General features: G+C 70.4%; 18 protein-coding genes. 4 read left to right on the top strand and 14 right to left on the bottom strand.

All coding sequences use genetic code 11. The annotated features are described in order from the left end of the window. The first annotated feature begins 10 nt into the window (after positions 1–10). Complete coding sequence (locus MKK60_RS15310; RefSeq protein WP_243986942.1) at positions 11–286, top strand: adenylosuccinate synthase; 276 nt, start codon at positions 11–13, stop codon at positions 284–286. Positions 287–355: 69 nt separating this feature from the next. Continuing rightward, positions 356–511 (top strand): hypothetical protein, encoded by a 156-nt coding sequence (locus MKK60_RS15305; RefSeq protein WP_187274747.1) that lies wholly within the window; start codon positions 356–358, stop codon positions 509–511. A gap of 117 nt (positions 512–628) precedes the next feature. Here MKK60_RS15305 and MKK60_RS15300 read toward each other — a convergent pair whose 3' ends face one another. The 11 genes from MKK60_RS15300 to MKK60_RS15250 form a co-directional block, all read right to left on the bottom strand. After that, positions 629–2188, bottom strand: a complete 1560-nt coding sequence (locus tag MKK60_RS15300) for a SpoVR family protein (RefSeq protein WP_243986941.1) — start codon at positions 2186–2188, stop codon at positions 629–631. Positions 2189–2351: 163 nt separating this feature from the next. Next, positions 2352–3653: a YeaH/YhbH family protein gene (locus MKK60_RS15295; protein ID WP_243986940.1), complete on the bottom strand. Its 1302-nt coding sequence runs from the start codon at positions 3651–3653 to the stop codon at positions 2352–2354. 101 nt (positions 3654–3754) lie between these two features. Continuing rightward, entirely contained in the window at positions 3755–5707 is a 1953-nt protein-coding gene (locus MKK60_RS15290) for a PrkA family serine protein kinase (RefSeq protein ID WP_147842192.1), read from the bottom strand. A 229-nt stretch (positions 5708–5936) separates the two neighbouring features. Continuing rightward, positions 5937–6392: an Ig-like domain-containing protein gene (locus tag MKK60_RS15285; protein WP_409567408.1), complete on the bottom strand. Its 456-nt coding sequence runs from the start codon at positions 6390–6392 to the stop codon at positions 5937–5939. 128 nt (positions 6393–6520) lie between these two features. Continuing rightward, on the bottom strand, positions 6521–6940 hold the full coding sequence (locus MKK60_RS15280; RefSeq protein ID WP_187274748.1) for a hypothetical protein: 420 nt from the start codon (positions 6938–6940) through the stop codon (positions 6521–6523). 85 nt (positions 6941–7025) lie between these two features. Next, the gene (locus MKK60_RS15275; protein WP_243951604.1) at positions 7026–7547 is read right to left on the bottom strand and encodes a MerR family transcriptional regulator; all 522 of its coding nucleotides are present in this window, start codon (positions 7545–7547) and stop codon (positions 7026–7028) included. A gap of 38 nt (positions 7548–7585) precedes the next feature. Continuing rightward, a complete protein-coding gene (locus tag MKK60_RS15270) occupies positions 7586–7903 on the bottom strand; it encodes an integration host factor subunit alpha (RefSeq protein ID WP_147725630.1) in 318 nt (105 codons plus the stop codon). Between the two features lie 122 nt (positions 7904–8025). Continuing rightward, the gene (locus MKK60_RS15265; RefSeq protein ID WP_243986939.1) at positions 8026–9003 is read right to left on the bottom strand and encodes a beta-ketoacyl-ACP synthase III; all 978 of its coding nucleotides are present in this window, start codon (positions 9001–9003) and stop codon (positions 8026–8028) included. Between the two features lie 181 nt (positions 9004–9184). After that, entirely contained in the window at positions 9185–10219 is a 1035-nt protein-coding gene (gene plsX / locus MKK60_RS15260; RefSeq protein WP_243986938.1) for a phosphate acyltransferase PlsX, read from the bottom strand. 169 nt (positions 10220–10388) lie between these two features. Then, on the bottom strand, positions 10389–10892 hold the full coding sequence (locus MKK60_RS15255) for a DUF177 domain-containing protein (RefSeq protein WP_147842190.1): 504 nt from the start codon (positions 10890–10892) through the stop codon (positions 10389–10391). After that, entirely contained in the window at positions 10889–11449 is a 561-nt protein-coding gene (locus MKK60_RS15250; RefSeq protein ID WP_147842189.1) for a ubiquinol-cytochrome C chaperone family protein, read from the bottom strand. Before MKK60_RS15250 ends, MKK60_RS15255 begins: the two co-directional genes overlap by 4 nt. 225 nt (positions 11450–11674) lie before the next feature. Here MKK60_RS15250 and MKK60_RS15245 point away from each other — a divergent pair, with 225 nt between their 5' ends. Then, positions 11675–12172 (top strand): outer membrane protein assembly factor BamE, encoded by a 498-nt coding sequence (locus tag MKK60_RS15245; RefSeq protein WP_147842188.1) that lies wholly within the window; start codon positions 11675–11677, stop codon positions 12170–12172. Positions 12173–12299: 127 nt separating this feature from the next. Here MKK60_RS15245 and MKK60_RS15240 read toward each other — a convergent pair whose 3' ends face one another. Both MKK60_RS15240 and MKK60_RS15235 read right to left on the bottom strand, forming a co-directional pair. Next, positions 12300–12959, bottom strand: a complete 660-nt coding sequence (locus MKK60_RS15240) for an HAD hydrolase-like protein (RefSeq protein WP_409567407.1) — start codon at positions 12957–12959, stop codon at positions 12300–12302. Then, positions 12899–14395, bottom strand: a complete 1497-nt coding sequence (locus tag MKK60_RS15235; protein ID WP_243986937.1) for a sensor histidine kinase — start codon at positions 14393–14395, stop codon at positions 12899–12901. Before MKK60_RS15235 ends, MKK60_RS15240 begins: the two co-directional genes overlap by 61 nt. Before the next feature lie 138 nt (positions 14396–14533). Here MKK60_RS15235 and MKK60_RS15230 point away from each other — a divergent pair, with 138 nt between their 5' ends. Next, positions 14534–15019, top strand: coding sequence for a hypothetical protein (locus MKK60_RS15230; protein ID WP_243936917.1), 486 nt, complete (start codon positions 14534–14536; stop codon positions 15017–15019). Here the strand turns inward: MKK60_RS15230 and MKK60_RS15225 are convergent. After that, the gene (locus tag MKK60_RS15225; protein WP_147725623.1) at positions 14986–16077 is read right to left on the bottom strand and encodes an alkene reductase; all 1092 of its coding nucleotides are present in this window, start codon (positions 16075–16077) and stop codon (positions 14986–14988) included. The genes MKK60_RS15230 and MKK60_RS15225 overlap by 34 nt on opposite strands. Positions 16078–16201: the final 124 nt, after the last annotated feature.

Genomic DNA, 16201 nt, shown 5'->3' with positions numbered 1-16201 from the left:
GGACGAGGGCATGGCGTTCAAGGCGAAATCCGCCTCCGAGACGAAGGCGGCCGAGCTCGCATCCGCGATCGTGCGCATCGCCGACCGGGACGGCGCGCCGCTGCAGATCGGCGTCGACCGGCTGCGCCAGGGCAACCCGCGGCTGACGCCGCTGGCGATCGGCCAGCTCTACCGCAAGCATCGCGACTACCTCGACGCCGCCCTCGCCGAGCGCGGCTACACCCTCGTCGGCTATGCCGACCAGGGCCCCGGCCGCGGCATGGAGTTCGAGATCGACCCCGCCTGACACGGGACCCGGCCGGGGCGTCGAACGTGCCGCGGTACCGGCCATCGCCCGCCCGTGGTAGGGGAGGCGATGCCCCGCTGGCTTTTCCTCACCTTCGTCGCCGCCGTGGCGCTGGCCGTGCTCGGCAGCGCCATCATCGTCCTGCGCGCCCCGCCGTCCAAGCCGCCGGCCGCGAGCCTGTCCTGCGCACCGATGCCCTGCCCGGGGACCGCGCCGACGGCGTGAGCCCCGGCCGAGCGGCCTTCGCCGGCCATTTCCACACGGGCCTCGGACGAGCCGCGGGGCCCCCCTCGCCGCCGCGGGCGGGGAGGCCTGCACGATGCGGCACCGTCGCGAAACGCCTCAGAAGAAGATCGGCCGCGCGCTCGCGTGGTGCTCGCCGAGCACGGTGCCGGTGGCGGGCTCGATCTCCTTGAGCACCACGTCGTAGCCCCAGAGGTCGGCGAGGTGCTGCAGCACGCGCCGGGCGTCGTCCTTCTGCAGGGTGATCTTGTTCAGCGCCTTGTGGTGCAGGATCAGGCGGCGGTCGCCTTCGAGGTCGACGTCCACCACCTCGATGTCGGGATCGAGCCAGGCCACGTCGTACTGGCGGCCGAACGAGCGGCGCATCTTGCGGTAGCCGCGCTCGTCGTGGATCGCGGCGACGTGCAGCTCGGGCTGCTCCGGATCGTCGGCGACGTGGAACAGCCGCATGTCGCGCATCAGCTTCGGCGACAGGAACTGGGCGATGAAGCTCTCGTCGCGGTAGTTCTCCCAGCAATCGCGCAGCACCGCCATGCCGTCGCCGGTGCCGGCGATGTCGGGGAACCACTGCCGGTCCTCCGCCGTCGGCTGCTCGACGATGCGGGCGATGTCCTGCATCATCGCGAAGCCGATCGCGTAGGGGTTGTGGCCGCTGTAGCTGCGGTCGTCGTAGTTCGGCTGGCGGATGACGTTGGTGTGCGACTGCAGGAACTCGAGATAGGCCGCCTCGCCGATCAGGCCCTTCTCGGAGAGCGCGTTCATGATCCGGTAGTGGCAGTAGGTGGCGCAGCCCTCGTTCATCACCTTGGTCTGGCGCTGCGGGTAGAAGTACTGCGCCACCAGCCGGACGATGCGCAGGATCTCGCGCTGCCAGCGCTGCAGGCGCGGGGCGACCTTCTCCAGGAAGTAGAGGATGTTCTCCTGCGGCAGCTCGAGCAGCGCCTTGCGCCGCTCGATCGCCTGGTCGGCGCGCGTCGCCCCCGCCTTCGCCGGCAGGGTGCGCCACAGGTCGTTGTAGATCTGCTCGCCGTGCTCGACCCGCTCGCGCTCGCGCCGCTGCTCGGAGGCGAGGTCCGGCCGCTTCTTGCGCGGGTAGCGGTGCACGCCCTGGCTCATCAGCGCGTGGGCGGCGTCGAGCACCTGCTCGACGGCCTGATGGCCGTAGCGCTCCTCGCAGCGGGAGATGTAGGTCTTGGCGAAGTCGAGATAGTCGAGGATGCCCTCGGCGTCGGTCCACTGCCGGAACAGGTAGTTGTTCTTGAAGAAGTGGTTGTGGCCGAACGCGGCGTGGGCGATCACAAGCGTCTGCATCGTCGCCGTGTTCTCCTCCATGATGTAGGAGATGCACGGGTCGGAGTTGATGACGATCTCGTAGGCGAGCCCCATCATGCCGCGGCGATAGCCGGATTCGTGCTGGGCGAAGTGCTTGCCGAACGACCAGTGCTTGTAGAACAGCGGCATGCCGATCGACGCGTAGGCGTCGAGCATCTGCTCGGCGGTGATGACCTCGATCTGGTTCGGATACCACGACAGCCCGAGCGCCCGCGCCTCGACCTCGCAGGCGTCGTGGATGCGCCGGATGGTGTCGAAGTCCCAGTCGTTGCCGGTGAACAGCGGTTTTGGGGCGCCGGACGTCGCGCGTGTCTTGATAGCAGTCATATCGCCTCCCGATCGGCCGGCCGAAGCGCGACGTACCCCCTCTCCCGTGCGGGAGAGGGTTGGGGTGAGGGGGCAGGTCCGTCCGGAGAGGTCGCCCCCCTCACCCTGTCCCTCTCCCAACCGGGAGAGAGGACCCGCGCCCCGACATGACGACCTGCGAAGCTCAAGACTCCGCCTCCGCCCGCGCGTCCTTGCGCCCGAACAGGTCGCGGAAGACGGCGTAGATCTCGCGGCGGTGGTTGACCTTGCGCATGGCGATCGGGCCGCCGGCCTTGGCGATGGCCTCGTAGGTCCGCCACAGGGTGGTGCGGTGCTCGACGAAGCCGGCGCGCGGGCCGTTCTCGTCGCCGACCTCGAGATAGGCGAAGTGCTGGCAGGCCGGCAGGATGTGGGCGCGCAACAGCTCGGTCGAGGTCGGGCCGTCGGAGGAGACGTTGTCGCCGTCCGACGCCTGCGCCGCGTAGATGTTCCAGTCGTTGGGGTCGTAGCGCTCGGCGATGATGCGCTTCATCTCCACCAGCGCCGAGGAGACCAGCGTGCCGCCGGTCTCGCGGGAGCCGAAGAAGGTCTCCTCGTCGACCTCGGTCGCCCGGTCGGTGTGGCGGATGAACACGATCTCCACGTGCCGGTAGCGGCGCGTGAGGAAGATGTGCAGCAGGATGTAGAACCGCTTGGCGAGGTCCTTCATGTGCTCGGTCATCGAGCCGGACACGTCCATCAGGCAGAACATCACCGCCTGCGCGATCGGGCGCGGATACGGCTCGAAGCGGCGGTAGCGCAGGTCGATCGGGTCGACGTAGGGGATGCGCCGCGTGCGCTCGCGCAAGCCCGCCAGCGCCTTGGCGAGGTCCGGCAGCGCCGGGTCGCCCTCGTCCAGGCCGGCGATGCGCGCTTCGAGCGCCGCCACCTCCTCGGGCTTCGGCCGCTTCAGGGCGATGCGCCGCGACATCGAGTTGCGCAGCGTCCGGGTGAGGGCGAGGTTGGCCGGCGAGCCGGTCACGGTGTAGCCGGCCCGGCGCAGCCCCTCTGTCTCCACCACCGCCAGGCGGCGCTTGGCGAGGTCGGGCAGCTCTAGGTCCTCGAGGAACAGCTCGAGGAACTCCTCCCGGGTCAGGACGAAGCGGAACGCGTCCTCGTTGTTCTCGCCGCCGTCCCCGCCCTCGCCGGAGCCGCGGCCGCCCCCGCCGCCCTGCGGCCGCTCGATGCGGTCGCCTTCCACGTAGGTCTTGTTGCCGGGCAGGATGTGGTCCTGGAGGCCGGTGCCCGGCTGGCGGGAGAAGCGCGGCTCGCGCACCCCGTCGGCCGGCACCGTGACGCGGCCGTCCTTGCCGAGGTCCTTGATGTCCTTCTCGCGGGCCGACTCGCGCACGGCCCGCTGGGCCACGTCCTTGACCCGCCTAAGGAAGCGCTGCCGGTTGGCGAGGCTCTTGCCTCCTGGATTCAATCGACGGTCGACGATGTGCATTCGGTGATCAAATCCCCGCCCGCAAGATCCGACCGGGATAACGCGCCGGCCGGTCGTCCGAAATCATGGCGGATCTCGATCAGGTCCCCGAGGGGACCGAATCATCCCGCCTGCTTCACCCGCATGTACCACTCGACCAGGCGGCGCACCTGCCGCTCGGTGTAGCCGCGCGAGACCATCCGGTCGACGAACTCGCCGTGCTTCTTCTCGGTCTCGCCGTCCTTCTTCGAGCCGAAGGAGATCACCGGCAACAATTCCTCGACCTGGCTGAACATCCGCCGCTCGATGACCTCGCGCAGCTTCTCGTAGGACGTCCACGAGGGGTTGCGGCCGCCGTGCTGGGCCCGCGAGCGCAGGGCGAACTTCACCACCTCGTTGCGGAAGTCCTTCGGGTTGGCGATCCCGGCCGGCTTCTCGATCTTCGTCAGCTCCTGGTTGAGAAGCTCGCGGTTGAGCAATTGCCCGGTCTCGGAATCCTTGAAGTCCTGGTCCTCGATCCAGGCGTCGGCGTAGTCGATGTAGCGGTCGAACAGGTTCTGGCCGTAATCGTGGTAGGATTCGAGGTAGGCCTTCTGGATCTCGTGCCCGATGAACTCGGCGTAGCGCGGCGCCAGCTCGCCCTTGATGAACTCGAGGTAGCGCTTCTCGGTCTCGGGCGGGAGCTGCTCGCGGCGCAGCGACTGCTCGAGCACGTACATCAGGTGCACTGGGTCGGCCGAGACCTCGGTGGTGTCGTGGTTGAAGGTCGCGGCCAGCACCTTGAAGGCGAAGCGGGTCGAGATCCCGTCCATGCCCTCGTCGACGCCGGCCGAATCCTTGTACTCCTGCATCGAGCGGGCGCGGGGGTCGACCTCGCGCAGGGACTCGCCGTCGTAGACGCGCATCTTCGAGAACGCGTTGGAGTTGGCGTGCTCGCGCAGGCGCGACAGCACCGAGAACCGCGACAGCATCTCCAAGGTGCCCGGCGCGCAGGCCGCATCCGAGAGCTCGGAGCCCGAGATCAGCTTCTCGTAGATGTGCTGTTCCTCCTGCACGCGCAGGCAGTAGGGCACCTTGATCACGTAGATGCGGTCGATGAAGGCTTCGTTGTTCTTGTTGGTCTTGAAGGTCTGCCACTCGGACTCGTTCGAGTGCGCCAGGATGATGCCGGTGAAGGGGATCGCGCCGATGTTCTCGGTGCCGACGTAGTTGCCCTCCTGCGTCGCCGTGAGCAGCGGGTGCAGCATCTTGATCGGCGCCTTGAACATCTCGACGAACTCGAGGACGCCCTGGTTGGCGCGGTTCAGGCCGCCCGAGTACGAGTACGCGTCCGGGTCCGCCTGCGACAGCGTCTCCAGCCGGCGGATGTCGACCTTGCCGACCAGCGAGGAGATGTCCTGGTTGTTCTCGTCGCCGGGCTCGGTCTTGGCGATGGCGATCTGGCGCAGGCGCGAGGGCCGGACCTTGATCACCTTGAACTGCGAGATGTCGCCCTCGAACTCGTCGAGACGCTTCAGCGCCCACGGGCTCATCAGGCCGGTCAGGCGCCGGCGCGGGATGCCGTAGCGGCTCTGGATCTCGGCGCCCATGGTCTCGGGGTCGAACAGCCCGAGCGGGCTCTCGAAGACCGGCGAGACCTCGTTGCCGGCCTTGAGCACGTAGACCGGATGGACCTCCATCAGGGCCTTGAGGCGCTCGGCCAGGGACGACTTGCCGCCGCCGACGGGCCCGAGCAGGTAGAGGATCTGCTTGCGCTCCTCCAGGCCCTGCGCCGCATGGCGGAAGAACGAGACGATCCGCTCGATCGTCTCCTCCATGCCGAAGAACTCGTGGAAGGCCGGGTAGGTCCGGATCGTCCGGTTCATGAAGACGCGGCCGAGGCGGGCGTCCTTCGAGGTGTCGACGAATTCCGGCTTGCCGATCGCGTCGAGGATGCGCTCGGCGGCGCTCGCGTACATCAGCGGCTCGTCGCGGCACGCCTCGAGGAATTCGGAGAGCGTCATCTCCGTGTCGCGGCGCGCTTCGTACCCGCGGGCGAAGCTCTGGAAAAGGTCGTTGGTCGCATGCATCGGCATTCGATAACCCTCTCAGACCGTCAACAGCTTCATCCTGTCCTGCCGCGAACGCAACCGACAGGCCCGCATTTGTCGCAGTGCGGCGAACACGGTGACGCTGCGTGTGCTAGATGCAACACCCGTCGGGCTGAAATGCGGCATCCGTCAAGCTTCCCCGTGGTCGTCCGGCCGGATCTAAAGAACGATCCGGCCGAAAAAACGTGCACTCCGAGCTTTCGGTTGCCTCCTATCAAAGATCGCTGCTGTCTTTCTTGGCATCGGTGTCTTTCTTGGCCGACGCAGCCTCGACGGTGATTTTGATATTCTGCGTCTGGACTTGACCGTCCGCGTTCTTGATTTCGAACGTCACCTCGTCGGCGCCGGTGTAGCCAGCCTTCGGCTGGTAGAAGAGACCCTGGACCGCGGTGTCCTTGTTCGGGCAGCGATAGGAAGCGGGCGTCTTCTGCTTGCCGACCTTGGTGATCAGCGCGCCGTTCTTCGGCGCCCCCGAGACCTTGAACTCCGGCATCGGGCCGGGCGAGCAATCCTTCTTCAGGTTCGGGACGATGGCGATCCGAACCGTCTTGCCGGAGGCGACGGTTTCGCTCTTGGTGATCGTCGTCTGCGCGAAGGCGGGCGCGGCCAGCAGGAGAGCGCCGGCGGCGAGCGCGCGGACGGGGCGAAGGGCGGACAGGGTGGCGCTCACGGGCGTGTCTCCGAACATCTCTTGGCGCGGCATCCGGAGCCATGGGGCCACGTGCCGGCCGAGCCGATGTGGGGATGCCCACGACGCCCGTCGAGGCCGCAGGCCCGTGCCGGCAGCCGGGACCGCGATTATTGCTGAAGCGCGGCCGCGACCACGCCGGTGACACGGGCGATCTGCGCGGCGTCGAGCTCGCCTTCCAGGGCCGCCGCGAGGCTGCGCTCGACCCGTGCGCGCTCGCCCGCATCCGAAGTCGGGGTGACGGGGATGTCGGTCTCGTCGAGGCCGCAGACCCGGCGGATCGTCTCGGCCGCGGCCAGCAGCGCGCCGCGATCGGTCGGCCCCATCTCCCAGAGCGGGTTGCGCAGGCGGCTGACGACGCGCCGCGCGTCGCGATAATCCCGGTCGACGTGGGTCGCGGCCTCGATCTGGCTGACGAGGAACATCAGCTCCAGGACCTCGGAGGCCGCGTCGGGGCACGCGCGCACGATCCGCATCACGCGGCTGATGAGTTCCTGCGTCGGCGTCATCGAACGGCGGGGTGCGCTCATGCGGCGATCAACGCGGATCGGCCCGCAAAGTTCGCCGCGCCGTGACGCATCGCGCGGCGTCGTCGCGACGCAGCCTGGGCGCCGCTCAGGCCTCGGGCGGGGCGCGGAAGGCCGCCAGCGCCTCGCGGCAGGCGTAGAGGTCCTGCAGCGCGCCGGCCAGCGCCCCGCGGTCCAGGGCCTCATGATCCGACGTTTCGCGATTCGACCCCTCGCGATCCAGGGTCTCGGGCTCGGCGCCGTCGGGGGACGACGTGGCCGGGCCGCTCGTCTCCTGCATCACCGGCGCGGCCGCAACCGCCTCGCCGCGGCCAACCGCCTGGACGAAGCGGACGCCGTTCTCCTTGAGGACGCGCTGCGCCCCCTCGATCGTGTAGCGCTGGACGTGGAGCAGGTGGCGGATGCCCGCGACGAGCGCGACGTCGCCGGGACGGTAGTAGCGCCGCCCGCCGGCCCGCTTCACCGGCCGGATCTGGCCGAACCGGGTTTCCCAGAACCGCAGCACGTGCTGCGGCACGTCGAGGGCTTCGGCCACCTCGGTGATCGTGCGGAACGCGCCCGGATCCTTGTCGACGGGTCCGGACGCCTCAGTGAGGGCAGCGAGCGCCATGGATCGATCCGGCTACGAGGGCGGCGATGGGCGAGCGGTCAGTCGTCGGCGTGGGCGGCGCCGTTCAGGCCGTTGATCCGGGCCTTGAGCACGTTCGAGGGCTTGAACACCATCACCTGGCGCGGCTCGATCGCCACCTCGACGCCGGTCTTGGGGTTGCGGCCGACGCGCTTGCCCTTCGACCGCACGACGAAGGAGCCGAACGAGGACAGCTTCACGGTCTCGCCCTCCGAGAGGCAGGCGCAGATCTCGGACAGGACCGTCTCGACGAGGGCGGCGGATTCGGTGCGGGAGAGGCCGACCTGCTGGTAGACGGCCTCGCTCAAATCGGCGCGCGTCACCGTCTTGCCTGTCATGCCTCGACCCCTCGCGGTTCTTCTTGCCGGGAGCGGTCGTTTCCGACGTATCCCTATGATCTGCCACGCTAATCCCCGGTCGGGCCCGGGTCAACCGGGGCGGCTCCGGAAATTGTTTTCGGCTACCAGCGGATCAGCGCCGCGCCCCAGCTGAAGCCGCCGCCGATCGCCTCGATCATCACGAGGTCGCCGCGGCGGATGCGGCCGTCCCGGCGGGCCACGTCCAGAGCCAGCGGGATCGATGCGGCCGAGGTGTTGCCGTGGCGGTCGACCGTCAGCACCACCTTGTCGCGCGGGATGCCGAGCTTGTCGGCGGACGCCTCGATGATGCGGCGGTTGGCCTGGTGCGGCACGAACCAGTCGAGGTCGGCCGCCGTCGCGCCGCCCTTCTCGAGCGCGTCGACGATCACGTCCATCACCGAGCCGACGGCGAAGCGGAACACGTCCTTCCCCTCCATCCGGAGATGGCCGGTGGTGCCGGTCGAGCCCGGGCCGCCGTCGACGTAGAGCTTCTCGCGGTGGCGCCCGTCCGAGCGCAGGCTCGCGCTGATCACGCCCCGGTCGCCGCTCGCCCCCGCGGCCTCCTGCGCCTCCAGCACGATCGCGCCGGCCCCGTCGCCGAACAGCACGCAGGTGGTGCGGTCCTCCCAGTCGACGATGCGCGAGAAGGTCTCGGCGCCGACGACGAGCGCGCGCCGGGCCGCGCCGGTCGACAGGAACTTGTCGGCGGTGGAGACGGCGAAGACGAAGCCGGCGCAGACCGCCTGCAGGTCGAAGGCGGCACCCGCCGTGATGCCGAGCGCCGCCTGGATCTGCGTCGCGGTCGAGGGAAAGGTGTGGTCGGGCGTCGAGGTGGCGCAGATCACGAGGTCGATGTCGCCGCCGGTGAGGCCGGCATCGTCGAGCGCAGCGCGGGCCGCGCGGATGCCGAGCACCGACGTGGTCTCGGTGGCGTCCGCGAGGTAGCGCTGCCGGATGCCGGTGCGCTGGACGATCCATTCGTCCGAGGTGTCGACCCGCTCGGCGAGCTCGGCGTTGGTCACCACCCGCGCAGGAAGCCCCGAGCCGGTGCCGACGACGACGGAACGCAGGGTTGTCATCGGATTCCTTCCCGTCGCGACGCCGGCGCAACAACCATCGGTTGTTAGACCTGCATCGCTCCGATCTCCATCGCATTCGTTCACCGACCCCGATCCCGGGCCGGTGCAGGCGTCTCGTGCCGGTGCGGGCGTCCCGCGCCGGCGAAGGTCCGGCCGGGCACCCATCCGGGCCGGGGCGAAGTCAGGCCGGCGCGAGCGTCGGCGTCTGGTCGAGCATCTCGCGGATCGTGCGCATCAGGTCGTGGCGGGCCATGTCGTGGGCGAGGTCGACGGCGGCCGCGAAGCCTTGCGCGTTCTCCGAGCCGTGGCTCTTGATGACGATGCCCTCGAGCCCGAGGAACACGCCGCCGTTGGCCCGGCTCGGGTTCATCTTCTCGCGCAGCGCGCGGAACGCCTGGCGGGCGAACAGCGCGCCGATCTTGGCGGACAGCGTCCGCGTCATCGCGGAGCGCAGGTACGTGCCGATCTGCTTGGCGGTGCCTTCCGCGGTCTTCAGCGCGATGTTTCCCGTGAAACCTTCGGTGACGACCACGTCGACGGTGCCGTGGCCGAGGTCGTTGCCCTCGACGAAGCCGTGATAGGCGAAATTCGGCAGGTCGATCTCGCGCAGCAGGCGCGCCGCCTCCTTCACCGCCTCGTTGCCCTTCATCTCCTCGGTGCCGACGTTGAGCAGCCCTACCGTCGGACGCTCGAGGTCGAACACGATGCGGGCCATGGCGGAGCCCATCACCGCCATCTCGATCAGGTGCTCGGCATCGGTGCCGATGGTGGCGCCGACGTCGAGCACCACGCTCTCGCCGCGCACCGTCGGCCACAGGCAGGCGATGGCCGGGCGCTCGATGCCGGCCATGGTCTTCAGGCAGATCTTCGACATCGCCATCAGCGCGCCGGTGTTGCCGGCGGAGACTGCGGCATCGGCCTCGCCGTCCTTCACCGCCTGGATCGCCTTCCACATCGACGACTTGCCGCGGCCCTGGCGCACCGCCTGGCTCGGCTTGTCGTCCATGGCGACGGCGTAGGTGGTGTGGCGGATCTCGACGCCGCCCTTGAGGCGCGGCTCGGCCGCCACGAGGGGGGCGACCACCGCCTCGTCGCCGAAGATCAGGAAGGTCGTCTCGGGATGGCGCTCGCGCGCGAGCGCGGCACCGGGCACGACGGTCGAGGGGCCATAGTCGCCGCCCATGGCGTCGAGCGAGATGCACACGCGTTGGGACATGAAGGGGTTGTCGCGGCCTTTGACGGAACGCCGTCGCGGGGGCGACGGCCGGGATCGGCGCGGCGGAAAATAGCGATCCAGCCCCGGCGGGCAAACGAATTCTCGCGCAGGGGCAGGGTGCGGCCCGATTTGGCGGCCGGGTTCGGCGGCCCGCGGACCCGGGAGCCCGCTACGGCTCCTCGGAGCGGAGCGTCCGCAGGACGTCGAAGGGTTTCACGTCCTCGCCGAGCTGGACCGCCTCGAACACCACCCCGGGCTTGCGCGGATAGGGGTCGATCCCGAGCGCCAGGAACTCGGCGGTCAGAAGGCCGAAGTCGATCCGCCCGCCGACGATCGGGTCGGGGATGTCGGCATCCTCCGCGTCGGTGCCGGCGAGGCGGTCGGTGTCGGTGAAGACCACCTCCACCGGCTCGGAGACCCTGGTCTCGAACGGCTCCAGGCTGACGGTGCAGACCAGCGTCACGGTGCCCTCGACGGTGCCGGTGACGACGAGGCGGCTCGTCGGGCCGGACACCGAGAACTGCCCGGCGAGGTCGCGGATCGCCGGGATCTTGAAGTCGGCGGCGAGCGCCGTGCACTCGGCCGGCGTCGCCTCGACGGTGACGGCGCCGCGGCCCTGCGGCAGCCGCGCCACGCTCACCCATCGGGACAGGGGGGTCTCGCTCACGCTCATCGGGCTTCCAGGTCGAGTGTCGGGGCATCGCCCGCATGCGGGAAGGACGGGCCGGCGCCGAGCAGGCCGTCGAGGTCGGCCTCGGCCAGCGCGCGGTCGGCGGCGAGGACGTAGTCGGCGAGGCCGGCGGCGGCTTCGGGATCCTCGCTGCCGAGCACGTTGCGGGCGAGCGCAATGCGGAGCGCGGCGGCATCGCCCGCGTCGAGCGCCGCGTCGTAGTTGGCGGCGCGGCCGTAGAACGCGGCGCCGAGCTTCTTCATGCGCTTGGGCACGCCGAAATCGCCGACGCCGAGCTCGCGCAGGGACGCGTCGAGCTGGAGGAAGACCGAGTTCACGAGGTCCTGCGCCACGTCCGCCGCCGGCGCCGGCAGGCGGTTCAGGCGGCGCAAAGCCAGGATGACGTGGAGGATGAGCGATTCGAAGCGGCCCTCCACGCCGTCGGGCACGCCGAGCGCGGTGTAGAGGCCCGGCTGCCGCGAGGCCGCGTTGAGGCGCATGTGCAGGGTCTCGATGGACCGCCGCCGCGCGTCGTTGCGCCGGAAGAACCGGGTGATCATGGGGTCCGCCCTCGGCCCGGAGGCCGGCGCCCGGACCGTGCCCGGCGGAACGGCCATGCCCGGTCGCGCAGCGTTGTGGCCTGTGGCCGAGCTTGCCTTGTCAAAGCCATAACCCCGCGGTACGGCAACCCACGGTCAAGGTGCAAGCATTCATCAGACCGCCCCTGGTGTCGCGCTCCGGCGTGCCTAGCGGCGTCCCGTCCCATCAGCAACATAGGGTGGCCGATGTCGCGCCGTCTCGTTCCGTCTCTCGCGCGCCTCGGCCTCGTTGGCCTGCTCGGCCTCGGCCTGTCGGGCTGCATCGGCGAGGAGCTTCGCCACGGCTACCAGATCGACCAAGCGGCGCTCGCCACCGTCAAGCCCGGCATGAGCCCGGAGCAGGTGCTGCAGACGCTGGGCACCCCGTCCACGGTCTCCACCGTCGGCAACAAGTCCTGGTACTACATCTCCCAGAACACCTCGCGCACGGTCCTGTTCCTCGGCGAGCAGGTCGAGGACCAGAAGGTCACGGCGGTGTACTTCACCCCCGCCTTCAAGGTTGAGCGCGTCGCCCTGTACGGCCTGCAGGACGGCAAGGTGTTCGACTTCATCGAGCGCACCACGCCGACCAGCGGCGCCGACCGCGCCTTCCTGAGCCAGCTGTTCAAGGGCCTGACCAAGTACGAGCCCTTCGGCAGCGGCAACGGCGCCAGCGTGGTCCCGGGCGCCCAGCGCGGCATGTGAGGCGTCGGGCGAAGGCCCGACCCCGAACCGTCCTTCCCCCCTCTGCGGGGGGAGGGAGGCGGCCCCGCGAGGGCTCATCGTCGTGCCGACAGGACGGCCTCCACGATCTGCGCGGGTTCGGCGAACATCAGGTCGGACGGGCCGCCGACAGGGTCGCCCCGTCGGTGTAGCCCCACGCGACGGCGCCGAAGGCGCAGCCCACCGCGCGCGCCGCGTCGAGATCGCGCAGCTCGTCGCCGACGCAGAGCACCGCACGCGGCTCGATCCGCGCATGGCGCAGCAGGCTTCCGAGACGCCGTGCCTTGCCGAACACCGACGCGCCGCAGGCGTAGCGGCCGATCCGGGCGGCGTCCGGCCCAAGCACGCGCCGGACGTTCGCCTCGGTGTTCGAGCTGAGCACGGCCGTCGCGACGCCCGCTTCGCCGAGCCCCGCCAGCATCTCCGAAGTTCCGGGAAACGGATGCAGCAGCGCGGCGTCGCGCGCGGCGAGCCCGTGCATGTGGCGGGCGATCAGCGGCAGCTTCCAGCGCGGCACGCCGAGGCGCGCCATGATCGCCCGCGCCGAGAGCCTGCGGAGCTCGTCGGTCTCGTGCGCCGCGACCCGGCGGAAGCGGTAGCGGTCGGCCACCGCGTCGAGCACGCCGCAGAACCAGGGAAAGGTGTCGGCGAGCGTCCCGTCGAAATCGAGGACGACGAGGCGATATCCGCGGGCCGGGGCGGGACGGATCAGAACCGCAGGGTCTCCGCCGGGACGTCGAGGTGCAGCACGAGGCCGCTCGGCGCCCAATCGTGCTCCAGGATGCCGTCGAGCTGGCCCGTGACGCTGCGCTCGGCGAGTTCCGTGCCGAAGCCCTTGCGCGTGGGGGCCGAGGGAACGGGCGGCCCGCCGCGCTCGGCCCAGGTCAGGCGGTAGCGCGAATCGGTCCGCCGCCCGGTCAGCGTGACGGTGCCGGCCTCGTTGGAGAGCGCGCCGTACTTCACCGCGTTCGTCGCCTGCTCGTGCATGATCAGCGCCAGCGCGGTCGCCGCGCGCTCGCCGACGACCGCATCGTCGCCGTCGACGGCGATGCGGCAGCGCCCATCCTCGGCATAGGCCGACAGGATCAGGCGCATCAGCCCGAGGACGGTCTGGCCGCCGACCCGCGGCGCGCTGCCGGCGGAATGCGGGCGGACGTATTCGTGGGCCTGGGCCAGCGCCCCGAGCCGCTCGCGGAACGCCTTCGCGAACGGGCGCGCGCCGGGATCGCTGCGGGCGCTGAGCGCGGCGATGCCGCCGACCACGGCGAAGATGTTCTTGATCCGGTGCGACAGCTCCTTGATCAGCAGGTCGCGCGCCTCCTCGGCGCGCTTGCGCTCGCGCAGGTCGCGGGTGACCGTGCCGTAGCCGGCATGGCGGCCGGCCGCATCCCGCACGGCGAACACCGTGAACAGCACGGCGATGGCCTCGCCGGTGGCGAAGTGCCGGAACGCGAGCTCGCCCTCCCACCAGCCGTCGCGCTCGAGCGCCGGCATTGCCACGCCCTCGAGGGCTTCGCGGCTCTCGGGGGTCACGTAGTCGGCGATCGTGGTCCGCAGCGCGGCGTCAAGGTCGGGCAGCCCGACCAGCGCCAGCGCGGCCTCGTTCAGGTGCGCGATCCGCCCGTCCTCGGTGGCCAGCCCGATGAAGTCCTTCGAGGTCTCGACGACGGCGGCGAGCTTGCGCGCGTCGGCGACCGCCTGCCTCAGGTCGTGGATGTCGGTGCAGGTCCCGAACCAGCGCTCGATCCGCCCGTCGGCGCCGCGGATCGGCATCGCGCGCCCGAGGGTCCAGCGATAGGCGCCGCTGTGATGGCGCAGGCGGTACTCGACCTCGTAGGGCGCACCAGTCGCGAGGCTGTGGCGCCAGCGGCTCCAGGCCTCCGCCTGGTCGTCGGGATGGAACATGTCGGTCCAGCCGGCGCCGTCGGTGGAGCCGTGGGGCACGCCGGTGAATTCGTACCAGCGGTCGTTGTAGAAGTCGTGGAAGCCGTCGGGCTGCGTGGTCCAGACCATCTGCGGCATCGCCGAGGTCATCACCCGGAAGCGGCGCTCGCTCGCGGCCAGCTCGCGCTCCCGCGCGTCGACGTCGGCGAGGGTGCGGCGATGCTCGACCAGGGTCGAGATCTGGCGGGCGAGCGCGGCCAGGGTGTCGCCCTGGGCCCTGGTGAGCCCCTCGGGCCGCGCGGTGCGGTCGAGGACGCACATCGTGCCGATCGGGGCGCCGATCCGGCTGCGGATCACCGCCGCGGCGTAGAAGCGGAACCCGTTCTCGGCCCGGATCGCCGGGTTGTCGCGGGTGCGGGGATCGACGGTCAGGTCGGTGATGACGAACAGCCCGTCGGCGTGCGAATCGTCGGCCTGGAGGGCGTGGACGCAGACCGAGCGGTCGATGCCGGTCTCGCGCTCGCCGTAGCCGATCTCCGCCTTGAACCACTGCCGATGCGCATCGACGAAGCCGATCAGCGAGACCGGAACGGCGCAGACCAGGGCGGCGATCCGCGCGAGGTCGTCATAGGCCGGGTCCGGCTCGGTATCGAGGATCCGCAGCGCGCGAAGCTCCGCGAGCCGCTCGGCCTCGTTCCAGCGCTCTCGTTCGGTCGCACGCGTCTGGCTCGCGATCGTAATCGGCAGCTCCCGAATTCCCGAGCCAGAGATAGGCGGCTTGCGCCGCCGCGCCTAGGTTCGGGAACGGACGAAGCGCCGGTTTCGTTCGAAGCGGGCCGCGAGCGCCCGTTCGTGGGCGCGTTCGCGGCCCGCACCCCGACGAGGGACGGGAGCGGGCCGCGGGAGTCGCCTCAGGCCGCCTTCGCGGCGTCGAGCGTCGGGTAGTCCACGTAGCCCTCCGGGCCCTGGCTGTACCAGGTCGCGGCCACGTCCTTCTGGAGCGGGGCGTCGGCGGCGATGCGCGCGGGCAGGTCCGGGTTGGCGATGAACGTCCGGCCGTAGGCGATCGCGTCGGCCTCGCCGGCATCGAGCGCCGCCTGGCCGCTGCGGCCGTCGTAGTCGGCGTTGAGGATCAGCGCGCCGTCGAACACCCGCTTCATCGCCGGGGCGATCGGCGGATGGTCGGCCTTGCCGAAGGTGCCGTTCGGGCCGGGCTCGCGCATCTCCAGGAAGGCGATGCCGAGTTCCGACAGCGCCTTCGCCGCGGCCACGAACAGCGGCTCGGGATCGGAATCGTTGGCGCCCTGGATCGCGCCGTTGGGCGACAGGCGCACGCCGGTGCGGTCCTTGCCGGCGACCTCGGCCACGGCCTGCGTCACCTCGCGCAGCAGGCGCACGCGGTTCTCGATCGAGCCGCCGTAGGCGTCGGTGCGGTGGTTGGTGCCGTCGCGCAGGAATTCGTCGATCAGGTAGCCGTTGGCGGCGTGGATCTGCACGCCGTCGAAGCCGGCGGCCAGCGCGTTGCGGGTGGCGTTGCGGTAATCCTCGAGCAGCCGCGGGATCTCCTCGACCGGCAGGGCGCGCGCCTCGGCATAGGGCTTCTTGCCGGCGTAGGTGTGCGCGTCGTCGGGCGCGGTCGTGGCGGAGGACGAGATCGGCGCGGCGCCGTCGAGGAAGTCCGGGTGAACGAGGCGGCCCATGTGCCAGATCTGGCAGACGATGCGGCCGCCCTTGTCGTGCACCGCCTTGACGATCGGCTTCCAGGCCTCGACCTGCGCCGCGTTCCAGATCCCCGGGGCGTAGGGCCAGCCGAGCCCCTCCTGGCTGATGCCGGTCGCCTCGGTGAGAATCACGCCGGCGCTCGCGCGCTGGGCGTAGTATTCGATCATCAAGGGGGTGGGCACGTGCTCGCGGGTGGCGCGTCCCCGCGTCAGCGGCGCCATCCAGATGCGGTTCTTCGCGTCGATGGCACCGACGCGGATCGGATCGAGCAGTGAAGGCATGGGCTTCCCGTGTTTGGATGGGGTGGGGGCGGCACGCCGCACCCCGTGTGACGCATAGGTGGCGGGAACGATGCCGCCCGCAAGGCACTGGACGCATGGGCGACCCTGCCGGGGTGCGCGGGCG

This window comes from Methylobacterium sp. J-092, from assembly GCF_022829325.1.
Classification (GTDB): domain Bacteria; phylum Pseudomonadota; class Alphaproteobacteria; order Rhizobiales; family Beijerinckiaceae; genus Methylobacterium.
Note: the sequence above shows the minus strand (reverse complement) of the source record. Positions and strands in the feature narration are given on the sequence as shown.

Coding starts and splice junctions, on each gene's coding strand:
- MKK60_RS15300 (WP_243986941.1), bottom strand. CDS start 2,188: ATGACTGCTATCAAGACACGCGCGACGTCCGGCGCCCCAAAACCGCTG.
- MKK60_RS15305 (WP_187274747.1), top strand. CDS start 356: ATGCCCCGCTGGCTTTTCCTCACCTTCGTCGCCGCCGTGGCGCTGGCC.
- MKK60_RS15295 (WP_243986940.1), bottom strand. CDS start 3,653: ATGCACATCGTCGACCGTCGATTGAATCCAGGAGGCAAGAGCCTCGCC.
- plsX (WP_243986938.1), bottom strand. CDS start 10,219: ATGTCCCAACGCGTGTGCATCTCGCTCGACGCCATGGGCGGCGACTAT.
- MKK60_RS15235 (WP_243986937.1), bottom strand. CDS start 14,395: ATGTGCGTCCTCGACCGCACCGCGCGGCCCGAGGGGCTCACCAGGGCC.
- MKK60_RS15250 (WP_147842189.1), bottom strand. CDS start 11,449: ATGATCACCCGGTTCTTCCGGCGCAACGACGCGCGGCGGCGGTCCATC.
- MKK60_RS15270 (WP_147725630.1), bottom strand. CDS start 7,903: ATGACAGGCAAGACGGTGACGCGCGCCGATTTGAGCGAGGCCGTCTAC.
- MKK60_RS15275 (WP_243951604.1), bottom strand. CDS start 7,547: ATGGCGCTCGCTGCCCTCACTGAGGCGTCCGGACCCGTCGACAAGGAT.
- MKK60_RS15280 (WP_187274748.1), bottom strand. CDS start 6,940: ATGAGCGCACCCCGCCGTTCGATGACGCCGACGCAGGAACTCATCAGC.
- MKK60_RS15225 (WP_147725623.1), bottom strand. CDS start 16,077: ATGCCTTCACTGCTCGATCCGATCCGCGTCGGTGCCATCGACGCGAAG.
- MKK60_RS15245 (WP_147842188.1), top strand. CDS start 11,675: ATGTCGCGCCGTCTCGTTCCGTCTCTCGCGCGCCTCGGCCTCGTTGGC.
- MKK60_RS15265 (WP_243986939.1), bottom strand. CDS start 9,003: ATGACAACCCTGCGTTCCGTCGTCGTCGGCACCGGCTCGGGGCTTCCT.
- MKK60_RS15290 (WP_147842192.1), bottom strand. CDS start 5,707: ATGCCGATGCATGCGACCAACGACCTTTTCCAGAGCTTCGCCCGCGGG.
- MKK60_RS15255 (WP_147842190.1), bottom strand. CDS start 10,892: ATGAGCGTGAGCGAGACCCCCCTGTCCCGATGGGTGAGCGTGGCGCGG.
- MKK60_RS15310 (WP_243986942.1), top strand. CDS start 11: ATGGCGTTCAAGGCGAAATCCGCCTCCGAGACGAAGGCGGCCGAGCTC.